The 17511-nt window shown below is 72.5% G+C and carries 15 protein-coding genes and 1 pseudogene; 5 read left to right on the top strand and 11 right to left on the bottom strand.

All coding sequences use genetic code 11. The annotated features are described in order from the left end of the window. Positions 1-97: 97 nt before the first annotated feature. The 3 genes from ACIQAK_RS10705 to ACIQAK_RS10695 all read left to right on the top strand — a co-directional run bounded on the left by ACIQAK_RS10705 (position 98) and on the right by ACIQAK_RS10695 (position 2362). On the top strand, positions 98-1666 hold the full coding sequence (locus ACIQAK_RS10705) for a DEAD/DEAH box helicase (protein ID WP_366388761.1): 1569 nt from the start codon (positions 98-100) through the stop codon (positions 1664-1666). An 86-nt stretch (positions 1667-1752) separates the two neighbouring features. After that, positions 1753-2094 (top strand): SCO5918 family protein, encoded by a 342-nt coding sequence (locus tag ACIQAK_RS10700; RefSeq protein WP_366388762.1) that lies wholly within the window; start codon positions 1753-1755, stop codon positions 2092-2094. A gap of 64 nt (positions 2095-2158) precedes the next feature. Continuing rightward, positions 2159-2362, top strand: a complete 204-nt coding sequence (locus tag ACIQAK_RS10695) for a hypothetical protein (RefSeq protein WP_366388763.1) — start codon at positions 2159-2161, stop codon at positions 2360-2362. 21 nt (positions 2363-2383) lie between these two features. Here the strand turns inward: ACIQAK_RS10695 and ACIQAK_RS10690 are convergent, their stop codons facing one another. Beyond that, positions 2384-3466 carry an acyltransferase family protein gene (locus tag ACIQAK_RS10690; protein ID WP_366388764.1) on the bottom strand — a complete coding sequence of 361 codons (1083 nt, stop codon included), beginning with the start codon at positions 3464-3466 and terminating at the stop codon, positions 2384-2386. 192 nt (positions 3467-3658) lie between these two features. On the opposite strand from ACIQAK_RS10690, the gene ACIQAK_RS10685 reads away from it, so the two are divergent. After that, positions 3659-5224 (top strand): alpha/beta hydrolase, encoded by a 1566-nt coding sequence (locus tag ACIQAK_RS10685; RefSeq protein WP_366388765.1) that lies wholly within the window; start codon positions 3659-3661, stop codon positions 5222-5224. 245 nt (positions 5225-5469) lie between these two features. Here ACIQAK_RS10685 and ACIQAK_RS10680 read toward each other — a convergent pair whose 3' ends face one another. Both ACIQAK_RS10680 and ACIQAK_RS10675 read right to left on the bottom strand, forming a co-directional pair. After that, a complete protein-coding gene (locus ACIQAK_RS10680) occupies positions 5470-5901 on the bottom strand; it encodes a universal stress protein (protein ID WP_366388766.1) in 432 nt (143 codons plus the stop codon). 1 nt (position 5902) lies between these two features. Further along, positions 5903-7414 carry an APC family permease gene (locus tag ACIQAK_RS10675; RefSeq protein ID WP_366388767.1) on the bottom strand — a complete coding sequence of 504 codons (1512 nt, stop codon included), beginning with the start codon at positions 7412-7414 and terminating at the stop codon, positions 5903-5905. Between the two features lie 185 nt (positions 7415-7599). Here ACIQAK_RS10675 and ACIQAK_RS10670 point away from each other — a divergent pair, with 185 nt between their 5' ends. Continuing rightward, the gene (locus tag ACIQAK_RS10670; protein WP_366388768.1) at positions 7600-8367 is read left to right on the top strand and encodes a peptidoglycan recognition protein; all 768 of its coding nucleotides are present in this window, start codon (positions 7600-7602) and stop codon (positions 8365-8367) included. A gap of 56 nt (positions 8368-8423) precedes the next feature. Here the strand turns inward: ACIQAK_RS10670 and ACIQAK_RS10665 are convergent, their stop codons facing one another. The 8 genes and pseudogenes from ACIQAK_RS10665 to ACIQAK_RS10630 form a co-directional block, all read right to left on the bottom strand. Next, positions 8424-10376 (bottom strand): ABC transporter permease, encoded by a 1953-nt coding sequence (locus ACIQAK_RS10665; protein WP_366388769.1) that lies wholly within the window; start codon positions 10374-10376, stop codon positions 8424-8426. A gap of 83 nt (positions 10377-10459) precedes the next feature. Continuing rightward, positions 10460-11278, bottom strand: coding sequence for a molybdate ABC transporter substrate-binding protein (gene modA / locus ACIQAK_RS10660; protein ID WP_366388770.1), 819 nt, complete (start codon positions 11276-11278; stop codon positions 10460-10462). Positions 11279-11426: 148 nt separating this feature from the next. Further along, positions 11427-11822: a helix-turn-helix transcriptional regulator gene (locus ACIQAK_RS10655; RefSeq protein WP_366388771.1), complete on the bottom strand. Its 396-nt coding sequence runs from the start codon at positions 11820-11822 to the stop codon at positions 11427-11429. 192 nt (positions 11823-12014) lie between these two features. After that, entirely contained in the window at positions 12015-12812 is a 798-nt protein-coding gene (locus tag ACIQAK_RS10650; protein WP_366388772.1) for a VOC family protein, read from the bottom strand. A 301-nt stretch (positions 12813-13113) separates the two neighbouring features. Then, complete coding sequence (locus ACIQAK_RS10645) at positions 13114-14100, bottom strand: TerC family protein (RefSeq protein ID WP_366388773.1); 987 nt, start codon at positions 14098-14100, stop codon at positions 13114-13116. Positions 14101-14124: 24 nt separating this feature from the next. Next, positions 14125-14946 carry an enoyl-CoA hydratase/isomerase family protein gene (locus ACIQAK_RS10640; protein ID WP_366388774.1) on the bottom strand — a complete coding sequence of 274 codons (822 nt, stop codon included), beginning with the start codon at positions 14944-14946 and terminating at the stop codon, positions 14125-14127. Beyond that, positions 14919-15755, bottom strand: a pseudogene (locus ACIQAK_RS10635) (hypothetical protein). The gene ACIQAK_RS10640 and the pseudogene ACIQAK_RS10635 overlap by 28 nt, the downstream one beginning before the upstream one ends. A gap of 290 nt (positions 15756-16045) precedes the next feature. Further along, positions 16046-17455 carry a cytochrome P450 gene (locus ACIQAK_RS10630; RefSeq protein ID WP_366388775.1) on the bottom strand — a complete coding sequence of 470 codons (1410 nt, stop codon included), beginning with the start codon at positions 17453-17455 and terminating at the stop codon, positions 16046-16048. Between the last annotated feature and the right edge of the window lie 56 nt (positions 17456-17511).

Below are 17511 nucleotides of genomic sequence, written 5' to 3'. Positions count from 1 at the left end.
CATTTCATCGGCTCGTTCTTGCGATTCTGGGTGCCGTTCACGGCCGCTCCCCGAAAAAGAATCCCTCGATACGTGCCCCATCGAGGAAAGGTTCTGCATGAACCGCGAACGTACCCCCCGCTCGAACGACCGATTCGCCCGCAGCCGCTCCGGCGGCCCCTCCGGCGCCCGGAGCGGCGGCGCCACCCGCTACTCCGGCGGTGGTGAGCGCCGCGCCGCCGGGTTCGGTGGCGGACCCAAGCGCTCCGGCGGCGCCGCCCGTCGCAGCTCCGCGCTGAAGGGCGAGTTCGCCCTGCCGGTGACCATCACCCCGGCGCTGCCCGCCGCCGAGACCTTCGGCGAGCTGGAGATGCCCGCAACCCTCAAGGCGGCGCTCGTCGCCGAGGGCATGACCGTCCCGTTCCCGATCCAGGCGGCCACCCTGCCGAACTCGCTGGCCGGCCGGGACGTCCTTGGCCGCGGTCGCACCGGCTCGGGCAAGACCCTCGCCTTCGGCCTGGCGCTGCTGGCCCGCACCGAGGGCCGCCGCGCCGACGCCAAGCGTCCGCTCGCCCTGGTCCTCGTCCCCACCCGGGAGCTGGCCCAGCAGGTCACCGACGCGCTCACCCCGTACGCCCGGTCGCTCAAGCTGCGCATCGCCACCGTCGTGGGCGGCATGTCCATCGGCCGGCAGGCCAGCGCGCTGCGCGGCGGCGCCGAAGTCGTCGTCGCCACCCCGGGCCGGCTCAAGGACCTCATCGAGCGCGGCGACTGCCGGCTGGACCGGGTCACCATCACCGTCCTCGACGAGGCCGACCAGATGGCCGACATGGGCTTCATGCCGCAGGTCACCGAACTGCTCGACCAGGTGAACCCGGAGGGGCAGCGGATGCTCTTCTCGGCGACGCTCGACCGCAACGTCGACCTGCTGGTCAAGCGCTACCTCAACGACCCGGTCGTCCACTCCGTCGACCCGGCCGCCGGTGCCGTCACGACGATGGAGCACCACGTGCTCTACGTCCAGGGCGCCGACAAGTACGCCACCACCACGGAGATCGCCGCCCGCGACGGGCGCGTGATCATGTTCCTGGACACCAAGCACGCGGTGGACAAGCTCACCGACCACCTGCTGCACAGCGGGGTCCGGGCGGCGGCGCTGCACGGCGGCAAGTCCCAGCCCCAGCGCACCCGCACCCTGGAGCGGTTCAAGACCGGGCACGTCACGGTCCTCGTCGCCACCAACGTCGCGGCCCGCGGCATCCACGTGGACAACCTGGACCTCGTCGTCAACGTCGACCCGCCCAGCGACCACAAGGACTACCTGCACCGCGGCGGCCGTACCGCCCGGGCCGGGGAGTCCGGCAGCGTCGTCACGCTGGTGCTGCCGGGCCAGCGCCGTGAGATGACCCGCCTGATGGCGGACGCCGGGATCACCCCGCAGATCGCCCAGGTCCGCTCCGGCGAGGCCGAGCTGAGCCGGATCACCGGTGCCCAGGCGCCCTCGGGCGTCCCGGTGGTCATCACCGCCCCGCCCAAGGAGCGCTCCGGCCGCAGCGGTGGCGGCGCGTTCATGGGGCGCGGCACCAAGCGCGGCGGCGGGGCCCCGGCCCGTGGCCGCCGCCCGGGTGTGCCGACGCCGGAGGCGCGTGCGGCCGCCTCGCAGCGCCGGGCCAACCGCGCCGCGTAGCCCGCGCGGGGCGGCGGTGCGCCGCCGCCCTCCCCGTACGGCTCCGCCGTGCGGCCCTCCGAGCCACTCGACCCTGTTGAGGACCCATGCGCTGTGTCATCGCCCGCTTCCCCTTCGATCTGTTCAAGAACGAGGTGGAGGACTCGATGAAGGGCATCAAGCCCGAACCCGTCACCGGTGACGCGGTGGTCATCAGCCGCCGTGTCTATCCGGTCAAGCAGGTCGGCGAGGTGATCACCCGGCAGGAGCGGCGTGACTTCTCCTCCGCCGAGGTCGTCCGGGCGCTCTCCAAGCTCGGCTTCACCTGCCGTACGGCCGAGACGGCCGCCGCCCCGGCCGCCGCTGCCGCGCGCACCCCGCTGGAGACGGCCTCCGCGCTCCTGGGGACTCCGGCGGGCACCGAGGGACGCTCAGGCGACTCTCTGTAACAACTGACCGGGCGCCCGGCGTCGATCCCCGCCGTGGCGCCCGGAGCGGGCGAAGATCCCCAGCATGATGAGGAAGCTCACCGCGCTGGGCGTGACGGTGGCGGCGGCCGTGCTGCCCGCCGCCACCGCCCACGCCGACGAGACCCACACCGATGCCCACAACGGCCCGCAGGTGGCCCTGATCGCCACGGGCCAGGTCGACGATCCGCTGGAGGACGTCCTGGAGCACGTCACGGTCATCGGCCGGACCGTCGTGGTGGATCACTGACCCCCCTCGCCGCCCGGCCCTTCAGGGCGTCCGGGCGGCCGGCGGCCTCTGCCTGGCCCACTCCAGGCGCGGCTCGACCAGCGGGCGCAGCAGAGTCCGCACGTACGGGGTGCACAGCAGGGTCACCATGACCGCCGCGCCCACCGTGACGGCGACCGTGCCCGGCGTGGTCGTGAAGAACGGCCGGTCGTAGAAGCCCCCGTAGCGCAGGCCCCGGACGACGAAGCCCTGCAGCAGGTACCCGTACAGCGTGCACGTGCCGAGCGCCGTCATCCAGCTGCGGCCCCTGGGCACCCAGGCGAGGAAGCACGCACCGAGCACGACGGCCGCCCCGAACAGCAGGAGCGTCGCCGTCGGTCCGGTCCAGTCCGGCATGTCCAGCTCCTCGGCGCTGCTCTTCCGGAAGAACCACGAGGTGGAGGTCCGGGGCACCAGCCAGTACGCCACCAGCAGCCCGAGCGCGAAGACCGGTACCGAGACGACGCGTACCCATGTACGCCGGACGAACGCGAAGTGGTGCGGCCCCAGGCGCAGACCCAGGACGTAGAACGGCAGGAACTGCAGCGTCCGCTGGATGGGCAGGTACCCGTCGGCGGCCGGTGACAGCGTCGCCACCGCCGCGACGGCCAGGGAGACCAGCACCGGGGCGCGGACCGCCTGCCAGACCGGGGTGGAGAGCCGCCAGAAGAACAGGGCGGGCAGGAACCACAGCAGCCAGTAGGGAGAGAGCAGGGACAGGGGGTGGTCCGGGTGCTCCATGGCCCGCTGGAAGAGCGTGTAGAGGACCTCGAAGATGACGTAGGGCGCCAGCAGACCGGTGACCAGCTTCCACACTCGCTCCGGCCGCAGCTCGAGACCGCGGGAGAAGTAGCCCGCGATCAGGATGAACACCGGCATGTGGAAGGTGTAGATCAGGGTGTACGCGGCTTCCACCAGCCGGCCGCCACCGGGCAGCGGCTCCCACGCGTGTCCGATCGCCACCAGCACGATCGCCAGGTACTTCGCGTTGTCGAAGAAGTGGTCCCGGCCGCCCGCCGGCGGCTTGCCGGTCTCCGGGACGGTGGCGGCGGGGCGCGGCTGCTCCGAGGTGAGGGGGGAAGGCATCCTGACACCCTAGAGCGCGGAGGCGTTCCTTCCGGTCGCCGTGTCCCCCGTCACTCCGGTCCCCGGCTCGGCGCGGGAGAACCGGGGGCGGGCGACGGGTGCGTCCCGGAGGGCGGGTCCGGGGGGTGGCCCCACCCTCGTTCACCGGCCATCCGGATGGGCAGCTCAGTCCGGGTCGACCAGGCTTGTCGCATGACGCATTGGACCCGCAAGGCCCTCCCGCTCACCCTCTCCGCGACCGCCGTGGCGCTCACGCTGACCGCCGCCGTGACGCCCGCCGCCGTGACACCCGCCGCGCACAGCCGTCCGGTGGGCGCCGCCGCACCTCCGCTCGCCTGGCGCCCCTGCGAGCCGCCCGCCGGGACGCCGTTCCCCGCCGGGCAGGAGTGCGCGGAGCTGCGGGTCCCGCTGGACTACGCCGATCCCGGCGGCCGGACGGTCGAGGTGGCCGTCACCCGGCTGCGCACCGACCGGCCGGACGCCCGGCGGGGCACGCTGCTCGTGATCCCCGGCGGGCCCGGCTCCTCCGGGGTGCAGCGCCTGGCGCAGAAGGGTGCGGCGCTGCGGGCGGCGACCGCTGGGGCGTACGACCTGGTCAGTCTGGATCCACGCGGGGTCGGCGCCTCCACCCGGGCGAGCTGCCGGATCCCCGAGGCCGACCGGCACCTGGTGACGCTCCGGTCCTGGCCCGCGCCGGACGGCTCGATCGCGGCGAACACCGAGCGCTCCCGCCGCACCGCCGAGCTCTGCGCCCGCAACGGGGGTCCGGTGCTGCGGTCCTTCACCACGCGCAACGAGGTCCGTGACCTCGACCGGCTGCGCGGCGCACTGGGCGAGCGGAAGGTGTCCATCTGGGGTACGTCGTACGGGAGTTACGTCGGCGCGGTGTACGCGCAGGAGCACCCCGGCCGCGTCGACCGCCTGGTCCTGGACAGCACCGGCGATCCGGACCCGGGGCGGGTCGCGTACGGCTGGCTGGCGAACATGGCGCCGGGCGCCGCCGCGCGCTTCCCCGACTTCGCGGCCTGGGCGACGGACCCGGCCCGGGAGGACGAGGGGCTGCGGCTGGCCCGCCGCCCCGGGGACGTGCAGCCGCTGTTCCTGGCGCTGGCAGAGGAGTTGGACCGCGCCCCGAAGGCGTCGGACGTGCCGGGCACCCCGCTCACCGGGAACCGGCTGCGGCAGGCGCTCCAGAACGCCCTGTACAGCGATGCGGCGTTCGCCCAGCTGGCCCGGCTGGTGCAGGCCGCCCAGGATCCGCGGGGCCGCCCGGCGCTCAGCCCGGACCTCGCGCGGGCGATGCCGGACGAGGACGCGTCGATGATGCTCGCGGCGATCTGCAACGACGTGCGCTGGCCGGGTCCGGACACCGGGTACGCCCGCCGGGTCGCCGCCGACCGGGTGCGCCACCCGCTGACGGCCGGGATGCCCGCCAACATCACGCCGTGCGCCTTCTGGGAGTACGGCCAGGAGCCGGAGCCCACCCGGATAACCGACGAGGGCCCGTCGAACGTCCTGATGATCCAGAGCCTGCGCGACCCCGCCACCCCGTATGCCGGGGCTCTGAAGATGCGCTCCGCGCTCGGCGCGCGGGCCAGGATGGTCACCGTCGAGCAGGGCGGGCACGGGGTGTACCTGGGCAACGGCAACGCCTGCGGGGACCGGGTGGTGAGCCGCTTCCTCGTCACCGGGCAGCGGCCCGGCCAGGACACTCACTGCCCGGACGGCCCGGTGTCCCAGCAACGTCAAAGCGGGTGATTCCAGGGCGCGCTCCTTGCTGCACACGAGCGATGGAGCCCTCTGGGACCCCCGTCCTGATCATGGCCCCGGCTCCCCGGCTCCCCGGCTCCCCGGCTCCCCGGCTCCCCGGCTCCCCGGCTCCCCGGCTCCCCGGCTCCCCGGCTCCCCGGCTCCCCGGCTCCCCGGACCGCGGCGGAGAGCGACGAGGCGTGGTGAGGGAGGGGGGAGGGATAAGGCGTGGTGAGGGGGCGGGGGCCGGGCGGCTACGTTTCCTCGCCGTCCTCCGTCGGGACGCACAGCACCGGGATCGGGGACATGTGCAGGAGCTTGTGCGGGGTCGAGCCGAGGAGGGCTCCGCGCATCGGGCTCTCGCCCCAGGTGCCGACCACGATCACCCGTGCCCCGTGGCGCTCGGCGGCCTCCAGGAGGGCCTGCGCCGGATTCTCGTCGAGCACTTCCACGGTCGCCGGCACGCCCGCCTCCTCGGCCGCCGTGAGCGCGTGCTCCAGGCCGGTGCGGCCGGCCTGGCGGATCGCGTCGTAGTGGCTGCGGTACTCGGCCCCGTCGCGCAGGCCCGGGGCGGCGGCGCCGTAGACGAGGACCAGCTCCTCGCCGTACGCCGCCGCCACCTCGATGGCGATGCGCAGGGCGCGGGCGGCGCCGGGGGACTCGTCGTAACCGAGGACGACCGACATCTCAGCGCTCCTTACGGCCGGGGGCGTGCACCAGCTCCGGGTCGGCGACCGACGGCCGCTCCTGCCAGAACACCGCGTCCCGCAGCCGCCACACCACCATGAGGACCACGCCGACCAGGGAGATCACGATGCCGATGACGAGCGGTGGGCCGAGCCCGAACCACGAGGTGCCGCTGTAGGAGTTGGCCGGGTCGGACATGTCGATGACCGACCGCACCAGCAGCCAGGCCAGCAGCCCGGCGCCGACCACCGGGCCGAGCCCGATGAGGACGAAGTTGCGCACGCTCTCGGTGAGATGGCGCCGGTAGTAGACCGCGCACGCCACCCCGGTGAGCGCGTAGTAGAAGGCGATCAGCAGGGAGAGGGCGGTGAGCGAGTCGAAGAGGGCATTGGTGGAGATCTGGTTGACCACGACGTACCAGGCGATGGCGATCGCGGCGACCCACCACGTACTGACGTCCGGGGTACGGAACCGGGGACTGATGTGCCCGAAGTGCCGCGGCAGCGCCTGACGGCGGGCCATCGACAGGGCGGTCCGGGACGCGGGGATGATCGTGGTCTGGGTGGAGGCGATCGCGGAGGTGGCGACGGCGAGCAGCAGGATCCAGTCCCAGCCGCCCAGCACGTCCCCGGCGAGCTGCGCGAAGATGAACTCCTCCTCGCCCGCGTTCTCCGCCAGGAACCCCGTACCGGCGAACGCGACCACCGCGATGGCCACCGACAGATACGTCACCAGGAGCACCACCGTGGACCACAGGCCCGCCCGGCCGGGCGCGCTCGCCGAGTCCTGGGTCTCCTCCGTGAGGTTGACCGCCGACTCCCAGCCCCAGTAGATGAACACCCCGAGCAGCAGCCCGCCGGTCAGCGCGGCCCCGCCCGCCCCGAACGGGTCCAGCCAGCTCAGGGACGGCTCGATCGAGTCGGAGCCGGTGGTCCCGGCGTACACCCGGTAGAGCGCCACCACCACGAAGACCAGCAGGAACGCGACCTGCGCCAGGATCAGCGCGTTCTGGACCTTGGCCGACAGCTCGGTGCCGATCACGCAGAGCCCGGTCATCACGATGATCAGCAGCACGGTGAGCAGCTGCCGTACGAAGTCGTTGGCGACCCAGCCGTCCAGCCCCACCGCCAGCAGGGTGAAGCTCACCGCCACATCGGCCAGCGAACCGACCACCAGCACCCCGGTCATGGTGATCGCCCAGCCGCCGAGCCACCCGGCCCACGGGCCCATCGCCCGGGTCACCCAGGAGAACGTCGTGCCGCAGTCCTGGTCGACCTTGTTGAGGTAGTAGAACGCCGAGGCGATCAGCAGCATCGGGACGAAGGAGGCGAACATGACGCCCGGGGCGTAGATCCCCACCAGGGCCACGATCGGGCCGATCACCGCGGCCAGCGAGTAGGCGGGGGACGTGGCGTTGAGGCCGATGACGAGGGCGTCGACGAACCCGATGGCGTTCGGCTTCAGGCTGACCGCCGGGTCGTTCCGCCCGTCCTGCACACGGTCGTGAGCCATGGTTCCTCGATCCGGCCGGGCAGCCCGCCGAAAGCGGGCGATGATCCGGATCTCATCGATCCGGATCTCATCGTAAGAACACCCGCTCCGGTGCGCATTCCGGGCGAAACGCACCGCTGCCCACTCCGTCACCCGGTTGGCGCGCTCTCCTGCGAAGGCCGAGGTCAGGGCGCAGGGTGGAGTCCATGTGGTCCCGCCGAACCGTCCTGGGCGCCTTGCTGCTGCCTCTGGTCCTCCTGGTGTTCCGGGACGGCCCGGCGCTGCACGAGCAGCGGGAGGCGGCCACGGGCCCGAGGCCGCCGCGCGGACTGCCGCAGCCCGCCGTCGTCAGCCGCCAGGAGTGGCGGGCTGACGAGGGCCTGGTCCGGGAACACCCGCACTACACGGGCGCGGCGAAAGCGGTCTTCATCCACCACACCGGCAACCCCAACGACTACGACTGCGCGGACGCCCCCGAGCTGATCCGGGCCGTCCAGACCGATCACGTCGAGCAGGACGGCTGGGACGACATCGGCTACAACTTCCTCGTCGACCGCTGCGGCACCATCTACGAGGGCCGGGCGGGCGGCGTCGGGCGTTCGGTGCTCGGCGCCCACACCAAGGGGTTCAACGCCGACACGGTCGGCATCGCCGCGATCGGCACGTTCGGCGAGGGGACCGAGGTGCCGAAGCCGATGATGGACGCGCTGGTGGAGCTGGCCGCCTGGAAGCTGCGCCCCGGCGTCGACCCGCTCGCCACGGTCGAGCTGGTCTCCACGAACGCCGAGAGCCGCTTCGACGAGGGCCAGGTGGCCCGGCTGAACGTCATCGCGGGCCACCGCGACAGCTACGAGACCCGCTGCCCGGGCGATGTGCTGTACGGGCTGCTGCCCGAGCTGCGGGAGCGGGTGGCCAGGATGCGGGACTCCACCCCGGGCCACGCGGCGGCCTCGCGGCTGCGGCCGTACTTCTGAGGTCCTCCCGGGCCGGGCACCGCGCCGCGACCGGCGTCGTCCGGGCCGGGCCGGGCTCAGAGCGGGACGACGGTCACCTCGGTCGCCTTCACGCCCGTCCAGACCTCCGTGCCGTCCGCGATGGACAGCTCGGCCGCCGCCTGCGGGGTGATCTCCGCGACCAGGTCGGGGGCCCGGTCGGAGGTGATGAGCAGCCGCAGCCGGCTACCGCCCGAGGTGATCTCGCGGACCGTGCCGGGCCAGACGTTGCGGGGGGAGCCGGTGGGCCTCTCGCGGTGTACGGAGACGGCTTCGGGGGCGATGACCGCGAGGGCCTCCGTGCCCGGCGTGAGGGGCTCGGCGACCACGAGGTGGCCGTCACCCGGCAGGGCCAGGCCGTCGGCGGTGGCGGTGCCGGGCCAGGCGTTGCGGCCGAGCATCCGGGCCACCCAGGGCGAGCGGGGGTGGCGGGTCACCTCGGCGGGCGGCTCGTCCTGGAGGACCCGGCCGCCGTCCAGGACGAGGACCCGGTCGGCCAGCGAGAGGGCCTCGACCGGGTCGTGCGTGACGATCAGACAGACCCCGCCGAACTCCGCGAGGTGCCGGCGCAGGGTGTGCCGGACGTGGGCCCGGGTCGTCTGGTCGAGGGCGGCGAGCGGTTCGTCCAGCAGCAGCAGGCGCGGCCGGGCCGCCAGCGCGCGGGCGAGGGCTACGCGTTGGGCCTGGCCACCCGAGAGCTGGCCGGGCTTGCGGTGGGCCAGGTGCCCGACGCCGAGCCGGTCCAGCCAGGACTGCGCCTCGCGCCGGGCCTCCGCCCGGGGGACGCCATGGGTGCGGAGCCCGTACGCCGTGTTGGTCAGGGCGCTCAGGTGCGGGAAGAGCGCCCCGTCCTGGGGGACCCAGGCGACGCCCCGGCGGTGCGGGGGAAGGGCCGTCACGTCGCTGTCGCCCAGGCGCAGTTGGGCGTGGGCGCGGGGGGTGAGACCGAGGAGGGCGCGCAGCAGGGTGGTCTTGCCCGCGCCGTTGGGGCCGACGACCGCGACGGTGGTGCCGGGGTCCGCGTCCAGGGTGAGGCGGGTGAAGCCGGTGACGTCGGCGTGCAGGGGCCAGCGGTCCTGGGGTGCCTTATCCCGTACGTACGCGGGCGGTTCGGGCAGGAGGACGTCCGGTGCGGCGCCCGTCGGCTCCTCCGGGCGCCGGGCGGACCGCTCGCGGTGGTCGCCCGGGGTGCCGGTCCAGCGGCCGCGCAGCGCGATGAGCACGACCATGGCGATGGCCAGGAGCAGCAGCGACACGGAGGTGGCGGCCTCCGGCGACTCCTGGAGCAGCAGATAGACCTGGAGCGGCAGGGTCTGGGTGGTGCCGGGGAGGTTCCCGGCGAAGGTGATGGTGGCGCCGAACTCACCGAGCGCCCGCGCCCAGGTGAGGGCCGCTCCGGCGATCAGCCCGGGAGCGACCATCGGCAGGGTCACGGTGAGGAACACCCGTACCGGCGAGGCTCCGAGCGAGGCGGCGGTCTCCTCGTACCGGGGGCGCAGCCCGCCGAGCGCGCCCTCCAGCGAGATGACCAGGAACGGCATGGCGACGAACGTCGCCGCCAGGACCGCCCCGGAGGTGTGGAAGGGCAGCGTGATGCCGAAGGTGTCCTCCAGCCACGGGCCGAGCAGGCCGCGCCGCCCGAAGGCCAGCAGCAGCGCGACCCCGCCGACCGTGGGCGGCAGCACCATCGGCAGCAGCACCAGCGAGCGGACGAACGCCTTGCCGGGGAAAGGCACCCGGGCCAGCAGCCAGGCCAGCGGCACCCCGAACAGCAGGGAGAGCCCGAGCGACCAGAGCGAGACCAGCAGGGAGAGCCGGAGCGCCTGGGTGGTGGGTGCGGCGGTGAGGTGCGCGCCGAGGTCGCCCCAGGAGGTACGGGCCAGGATGCCGACGAGCGGCAGCATCAGGAACGCCACCGCCAGCAGCGCGGGCACCGTCAGCAGGAGCGGGGCGCGGCCCCCTCGCGTACGGCGGGGTGCTGGACGTTTCATGGGCGACCTCGTCGGGCTGCGGGAAGTGCGGTGCCCGGCGGGCCCGTCGGACGGTACGGGCCTGCCGGGACGTGCGGGATGTCCTACGGCTGCTGGAAGCCGGCGCCCTGGAGGATCTGCTGCGCGGCGGGCGTGGAGAGCCAGGCCACGAACGCGGCGGCGGCCTCGCTGTGCTTCGACGTCTTCAGCGTGGCGGCCGGGTAGGAGGCGATGGCGTTCTGCGCGTCCGGGATCTCGATCGCGTCGACCTTGTCGGGGGCGGTCTCGGCGTCGGTCTTGTAGACGAGCCCCGCGTCCGCCTCGCCGAGCTCGACCTTGCTGAGGACCGCGCGGACGTTGGGCTCCTGGGAGACCGGCTTCACCTCGGTCTTCTGCGCGTCGAGGACCTGCTTGCTGTAGCGGCCCACCGGCACCTCGGGGGCGGCCAGGACGACCTTCAGCTCGGTGTCGGCGAGGTCCTTGAGGTTTTCGACCTTCTCCGGGTTGCCCTCGCCGACGGCGATGACGAGGCGGTTCTTGGCGATGACCTTCGGGGCGCCGGTCTCGCCGATGAGGCCGTCCATCGTCTTGGTGTCGGCGGTGACCAGGGCGTCGGCCGGGGCGCCCTGCTTGACCTGGGCGGCCAGCTCCTGGGAGCCCGCGAAGGAGAACGTGACCTTCGTGCCCGGGTTCTCCTTCTCGTACGCCGCTCCCGCCTCCTTGAAGACATCGGTCAGTGAGGAGGCGGCCAGCACGGTCAGGTCCGCCTTCGGGGCGCCCGACGCGGAGGCGGACAACTTCGCGCTGCTGCCGCTGCCCTTGTCCGTCCCGGAGTCGTCGTTGCCGCAGGCGGCGAGCGGGACGAGCAGAGCGGTCGTCAGGACGGCGGCCGCGGTGCGGCGGCGGGTGATCAGGAGAGACACGAGGGCGGGACTCCTTGGGCTGCGAGCCCGTTCGGCGGGTGCCGTCCGGGCGGGAAGAGGGCGCGCGGGGCGCGTGGCAGTGGTGCGGGGCGCGGGGCAGTGGTGCGCGCAGCACTCGCCGCCCGGCCGTCGCCGGGCGTCGGCCGGGCTAGGTGCGGTCGATGTGCACGCTGGTCGACTTCACGCGGGCGGTCGCCTGCATGCCGACCTCCAGGCCCAGCTCCTCGACCGCCTCCCGGGTCAGGAGCGAGACGAGCCGGTGCGGGCCTGCCTGGATCTCGACCTGGGCCGCGACATCGCCGAGCTTCACGGCGGTGACGATGCCCGGGAAGGCGTTGCGCGCCGAGGTGTAGGGGGTCTCCTCCTCGCCTGCGGCGCTCTGGCCGACCTCGATCGAGAAGGCGGCCAGCGCACGGCCGTCGATCAGCCGTCGGCCGGCCTCGTCGCGGTGGGTCGCGACCCGGCCGGCGTCCGCCCACCGTCGGGCGGTGTCGGGGCTGACGCCGAGAAGTCGTGCTGCCTGACCGATTGTGTAGGACTGCATGCGCGACACGCTAGGCCAATCAGGCTCGCATTTACCATTGTCCGGACGATCGACCACCGCAGATGCGAGGCTCTCGGAGCATCGTACGGATGGGGGCCGCGCTCAGGCCCGGTGCGCGGCCCGGGTCGCCGCTCAAGCCCGGTGCGCGACCGGGGTCGCCGCTCAAGCCCGGTGCGCGACCGGGGGCGCCGCTCAGGCCGGGCTCGTCGACGGCATCTCGCCCTCGGTCCTGGTCACGTCGATCACCGAGAACGACGCGCCCTGCGGGTCGGAGAGCGCCGCGAACCGGCCGAAGGGGGTGTCCATCGGGCCGAACCGCAGGATCCCGCCGCGCTCGGTCGCCGTCGCCACCGCCGTGTCGCAGTCCGGGACGGTGAAGTACACGTTCAGGAACGCGCCCATGTCGGCCGGGAAGTCCTCGCCCATCGCCATCCGGCCCAGCACCGTCTCGCCCTGGACGTCGTACATCGTGAAGTCCATCGACTCGTCGTCGAACTTCCGCACCGTGTACGGGAAGACGGCGGGGAAGAAGGTGTCCGCCGCCTTCGGGTCCCGGGTGAAGACCTCGCCCCAGCAGTAGCCGCCGGGTTCGCCCATCTCCGTCTCGAACCCCTCGTGGACACCCGCCTGCCACACTCCGAAGACCGCTCCGCCGGGGTCGCGGGCCAGCAGCATCGTGCCGAACTCGCCGACCCGCATGGGCTCCATGAGCACCGTGCCGCCGTTCGTGACGATCTTCTCGCCGGTGGCGGCGGCGTCCGGTGAGGCCAGATACAGGCACCACGCGGACGGGGCGTCCGTGCCCGGCATCGGCGGGACCACGGCCGCCGCCGGCTTTCCGTTCGCGTACGCCGTCGTGTAGTTGCCGAACTCCGACGCGCTCTCGCCGAACGTCCAGCCGAGCACATCACCGTAGAAGCTCTTGGCGCCTTCGAGATCGGCGAACATGGCGTCCGCCCAACACGGGGTGCCTTCGGGTTGTACAGCCATGGCACTGCCCTCTTCCGGTCCTGGTCCTGCTCCTGGCCGCCGGGGTCCGTCCTCGCCCGGCGGCGTACCGCACCACCCCCTCCAGCAACGCTAGCCAGCCCGGGGCCCGCCCGCGCGCCGGGGAGTTGCCGAAGGTCTTGCGGCGCTGGATCTCGGAGGGGACGGGGTGCTTGCAGGTCGGGCACATGAAGGCGGCCCGCTGCTGGTTCTCACGCTCTTTGCTGGCCATTTACCTACGATAGGCCGGGCGCCGCGATGGGAAAAGTTTTCCCTCCGCTTTGCCCGGCCATTGCCCGCAGGATTACTCGGCGGGTTTACCGTCAGAGGGCTTCGAAGCACTCTCTCCGGCATTCGCATCGGGCGGTGGACGCCGAATGCTGAGCACGACCGAGACCGTCAGGATGACCACGATCACCGCCAGGCTGATCGGCGAGGGAATCTCCGGGATGGAGGAGTCGATCATCTTGTGCGATGCCTGGAGAACGAGCTTGACCGCGATGAACGCGAGGATGATCGCCAAGCCGTTGCTCAGGTAGTGGAAGCGGTCCAGCAGCCCCGCCAGCAGGAAGTAGAGCGCGCGCAGCCCCAGGATGGCGAACGCGTTGCTGGTGTAGACGATGAAGGCGTCGTCGCTGACCGCCAGCACGGCGGGCACGCTGTCGACGGCGAAGAGCAGGTCGGCCGCCTCGATCGCGGCGACCACCGCGAGCAGTGGCGTGGCGACCCGCTTGCCCTCCTCCTTGATGACGAAGTGCGTTCCCGCGTACTCGTCGCGGACCGGCATGATCTTCCGCAGCAGCCGCACCGCGAAACTCTTGCCGGGGTCGAAGCTGTCGTCCTCGCCCTTGAGGATTTTGTAGGCGCTGTAGAAAAGGATCGCCGCGAAGAGGAACAGTACGAAGGTGAAGCGGTTCACCACCGCGACGCCGAGCGTCAGGAAGATCGCGCGAAACACCAGAGCGCCGATGACGCCGAAGAAGAGCACCCGGTGCTGATATTCCCGGGGCACCTTGAAATAGGCGAAGATCAGCGCGAAGACGAAGAGGTTGTCGACCGACAGACTCTTCTCCAGCAGCCAGGCGGTCGTGTATTCCGTCCCCGCGGTCGTCCCCAGGACGGCGAAGACGACCCCGCCGAAGATGAGCGCGAGGCTCACCCACAGCACGCTCCACCAGGCCGCCTCCTTGAAGCCGATGACATGCGCGTTGCGGTGGGCAAGCAAGTCCACTGCGAGGGAGACGATCACCGTTGCGGCGAACGCCCCCCAAAGCCATACCGGTACATCCACGCCCGAGACCTCCCCAGTTGATTGTTACGAGTGTGACGTGTCGGGTCCAGGAGTGCGAGGGGATGTGCGCCGACCGGTTGCCGCGACCGCCGCCATCAGCTCCGCGTCCAGGAACGAGGGGTCCGCCATCCGGGTGGCGGCCGCATAGGAGTTGAGCAGGGCTTTCGTCACCGGCAGGGCAGCCTCGGGGCGGCGCGCGACGGGCTTCGCCCAGGCCTGCACCGCCTGATCCAGTTCGTTTTCCGGAACGACCCGCTGGAGCACCGAGAGCGCGTGGGCCTCGGCGGCGTCGAAGGCCCGGCCGGTCAGGATCAGCTCGCGGACCCGGGCCGCGCCGACCTCGTGGATCAGCCGGGGCAGCAGCCCGCCCCACGCGGTCGGCTGCCCGAGCGCCGGCTCCGGCAGCCGGAAGCCGGCGGTGTCCGCGCCGACCCGCAGATCGCAGGCGAGGGCGAGCGCGAGGCCCGCGCCGATCGCCTTGCCCTGGACCCGGGCGATGGTGACGGCCCGGTTGCCGGAGATCGCCTCGCAGACCCGGCGGGCCTTCTCCCCGGCGACCCGGATGCCCCGGCCGGTCGGGTCCTCCGCCAGCCGGTCGGCGAACTCGGTGCGGTCGCCGCCCAGGCAGAAGTCGTCCCCGGCCCCGCTGAGCACCAGCACCCGCACCTCGGGGTCCGGGGCGCCGACGACGTCCAGCAGCTCGTCTCGCATCGCCTCGGTGACCGCGTTGCCGGTCTCCGGGGAGTTCAGCTCCACGTGCAGGACCGGGCCCTCGCGCCGGGTGCGTACCGTCGCGGGAGGCTCGTACGGGGAGGAGGTCAGGAAGTCGGGCAGCGAGAGCTCCACAGCGCCACCCCCATCGGGGTGATGCGTCTGAAGACCATCCGGGGGGCGTACACCGGCGGGGAGGCCGTCCGCAGGGTGGGGGAAACGATCCAGCATGCCGGCCAGCAGCGTCCGCGCCTCCAGCTTGGCGAGAGCGGCGCCCAGGCAGTAGTGCACCCCGCCGCCGCAGGTGAGCATGGTGAGCCGGTAGAGGATCTCGTCCGCCCGCTCCCGGTCCGGCTCCATCGCGTCCCAGGTGTGGATCCAGCCGGTCAGCACGTCCTGGCGGGGCTCGGCGCGGCGGCGACCAGGGCGGTGAAGTAGGCGCGCAGCTGGACGGTGGCCTCGGCGGAGATCGCCAGCTGGCTCCTGGTGGGCAGCAACTCCTGGGCGTACACCTGGTTGTGGGTGATCTCCAGGATGTGCGGGTGGTCCTCGGGCGGGAGGCCCAGTCAGGAGCCGACGGTGGTGATCGGCAGCTGCTCGCTCACCGTGGAGACGAAGTCCGCCTCGCCCCAGCGGAGCTTGTCGGCCAGCTCGTCCAGGAGCCGGCCGACGTCGCGCTCGACGTCGGGGGTGAGGCGTTCGATGGTGGAGCGGTCGAAGAGGTTGCCCAGCGAGCGGCGCCGGCAGGTGTGCTCGGCGTTGAGCCGGGCGAGCGTGCCGGTCATCTCCCGGGTCGCCACCGCGTCCCACCGCTTGGCGTCGTCCTGCCGCTCCTGCCAGGCGAAGTCGGGGGCGAGCCAGTTGCGGCCGCGCAGCACCTGGTTGCAGGTGTCGAACCCGGTGACGAACCAACCGTTCCAAGGAGCGCGGACGACGTCACCCATCGTCCGCGGCTCCGCGAGTATTCCGTACGGATCGGCCGGTCCCTCGGGTGAACTGAGCCTTCGGAGCGGGCCGATGACCGCGCGCCGTCCGTCGGGAGTCCTGGTGGTACCGCCGGTGGTGCTCACGCAGAGTTCCTTGGCCTAGGCCCATGGTTACCGACCAGAACCTACCCTCCCGGATCACTGCGCCAAGCATCGATCGATGGTGCCCCCGTCACATGCAATCGTCGGGAATGCCCGATGTCATAGGCGAATGGTCGGCCCGTGAGTCATACGCGACCGGCGGTGCGTCAGACCCGGAAGACGTCCAGGAACGAACTCCACCAGCCCTTCGCCTTCTTGGCCGGCTCCGCGGCGTGACGACCGGTGGCGGCCGGCTGGGGTGCCGCGTTGCGGTACGGGTCGGGCAGCTGCGCCGAGGTCGGTGCCGGCGGCTGGGTGCCGGGTGCGGTGCGGCGGGCGGCGGTCGGGGTGAACCGGACGGGCAGCGCGACCAGGGCCCGGTGGAAGGGGCCGGGACGCCAGGCGACCCCCGACGCCGGGACGGCCAGCGAGAGGTCGGGCACGGTGTTGAGGATCTTCTCGATCGCGGTCAGCGCGATGAGCGTGGCGGGCGACTTCGCCGGGCAGACGTGCGGACCCGCGCCCCACGCCAGGTGGGCCCCCTTGCTCAGGGTCTGGCGGGCGTCGGTGAGGGACGGGTCGCTGTTCGCGGCGGCGAAGCTGATCAGGACCGGGGTCTCCGCCTTCAGCGTCACCCCGTCCAGCTCGATGTCCCGCACCGGGTAGTGCGTCGCGTAGTTGGCGATCGGCGGGTTGTTCCACAGGACGTCGTCCAGCGCGTCCTCGACGAGCATCCCCGATCCGCGCCGCTCGGGCCCGCCCGGCTGGTCGCCGGAGAGCATCAGCAGCAGCGCGTTGGCGATGAGGTTGCGCTCCGGCTCCACGCCGGCGCCCATCAGCATCACCAGCTGGTCCTTCAGCTCCTCGTCCCGCAGCCCCGCCGGGTGCTGGATTAGCCAGGAGGTGATGTCCTCACCGGGCTGGCGCCGCTTGAGCGCGACCAGCTCCATCAGGCACTCCGTCAGCTCCGCGTTGGCGCGCAGCACGTCCTCGCCGTCGAAGATGGCGGACATCGAGCGGGTCAGCCGGTCCCCGATGTCACCGGGGCAGCCGAAAAGCTGGTTGAACAGCAGCAACGGCAGGAGCTTGGCGTACTCGTTGAGCAGGTCGGCGGTGCCGCGCTCGATGAACTGGTCGATCAGGTAGTCGGCGATCCGCTCGACGTCCCGGCTCAGCCTGCTGCTGTTGAGCCGCGCCAGCGACTCGGTGACCGCCTTGCGCAGCCGCAGGTGCTCGGCGCCGTCGGTGAACAGGCAGTTGGGCCGGTACATCATCATCGGCAGCACCGGGCTGTCCATCGGTACGGCGCCCTCGCGCAGCGCCGCCCAGCGCCGGGAGTCCCGCGCGAACAGCGCCGGGTTCTGGAGCACCCGCAGCGCCGCCTCGTGCTGCACGATCAGCGTGGCGTCCACCCCGGGTGCCAGCTCGATCGGGGCTGCGGGGCCGTGCGTCCGGAACGTGTCGTACACGCGGTGCGGGTCGGCGGCGAACTCCGGTCCGTACAGCGACGTCTGCTGCTGGTGCATGGGGCACCCGGCGGGGGCGCTGTACGGGGTGGCTCCCGGCGACGGGTCCATGTCGGCTTCCTCGGTGTGATCGCGGGGCCCGGTCGGCCCCGGCTTCGGGATACGGG

The organism is Streptomyces sp. NPDC088706 (genome assembly GCF_044752765.1).
Taxonomy (GTDB): Bacteria; Actinomycetota; Actinomycetes; order Streptomycetales; family Streptomycetaceae; genus Streptomyces.
Note: the sequence above shows the minus strand (reverse complement) of the source record. Positions and strands in the feature narration are given on the sequence as shown.

What these genes read in the sequence shown, in the direction of transcription:
- ACIQAK_RS10630 (WP_366388775.1), bottom strand. Translation starts at nt 17,455, where the DNA reads ATGGACCCGTCGCCGGGAGCCACCCCGTACAGCGCCCCCGCCGGGTGC.
- ACIQAK_RS10675 (WP_366388767.1), bottom strand. Translation starts at nt 7,414, where the DNA reads ATGGCTCACGACCGTGTGCAGGACGGGCGGAACGACCCGGCGGTCAGC.
- ACIQAK_RS10680 (WP_366388766.1), bottom strand. Translation starts at nt 5,901, where the DNA reads ATGTCGGTCGTCCTCGGTTACGACGAGTCCCCCGGCGCCGCCCGCGCC.
- ACIQAK_RS10690 (WP_366388764.1), bottom strand. Translation starts at nt 3,466, where the DNA reads ATGCCTTCCCCCCTCACCTCGGAGCAGCCGCGCCCCGCCGCCACCGTC.
- ACIQAK_RS10705 (WP_366388761.1), top strand. Translation starts at nt 98, where the DNA reads ATGAACCGCGAACGTACCCCCCGCTCGAACGACCGATTCGCCCGCAGC.
- ACIQAK_RS10665 (WP_366388769.1), bottom strand. Translation starts at nt 10,376, where the DNA reads ATGAAACGTCCAGCACCCCGCCGTACGCGAGGGGGCCGCGCCCCGCTC.
- ACIQAK_RS10695 (WP_366388763.1), top strand. Translation starts at nt 2,159, where the DNA reads ATGATGAGGAAGCTCACCGCGCTGGGCGTGACGGTGGCGGCGGCCGTG.
- ACIQAK_RS10655 (WP_366388771.1), bottom strand. Translation starts at nt 11,822, where the DNA reads ATGCAGTCCTACACAATCGGTCAGGCAGCACGACTTCTCGGCGTCAGC.
- ACIQAK_RS10685 (WP_366388765.1), top strand. Translation starts at nt 3,659, where the DNA reads ATGACGCATTGGACCCGCAAGGCCCTCCCGCTCACCCTCTCCGCGACC.
- ACIQAK_RS10650 (WP_366388772.1), bottom strand. Translation starts at nt 12,812, where the DNA reads ATGGCTGTACAACCCGAAGGCACCCCGTGTTGGGCGGACGCCATGTTC.
- ACIQAK_RS10700 (WP_366388762.1), top strand. Translation starts at nt 1,753, where the DNA reads ATGCGCTGTGTCATCGCCCGCTTCCCCTTCGATCTGTTCAAGAACGAG.
- ACIQAK_RS10670 (WP_366388768.1), top strand. Translation starts at nt 7,600, where the DNA reads ATGTGGTCCCGCCGAACCGTCCTGGGCGCCTTGCTGCTGCCTCTGGTC.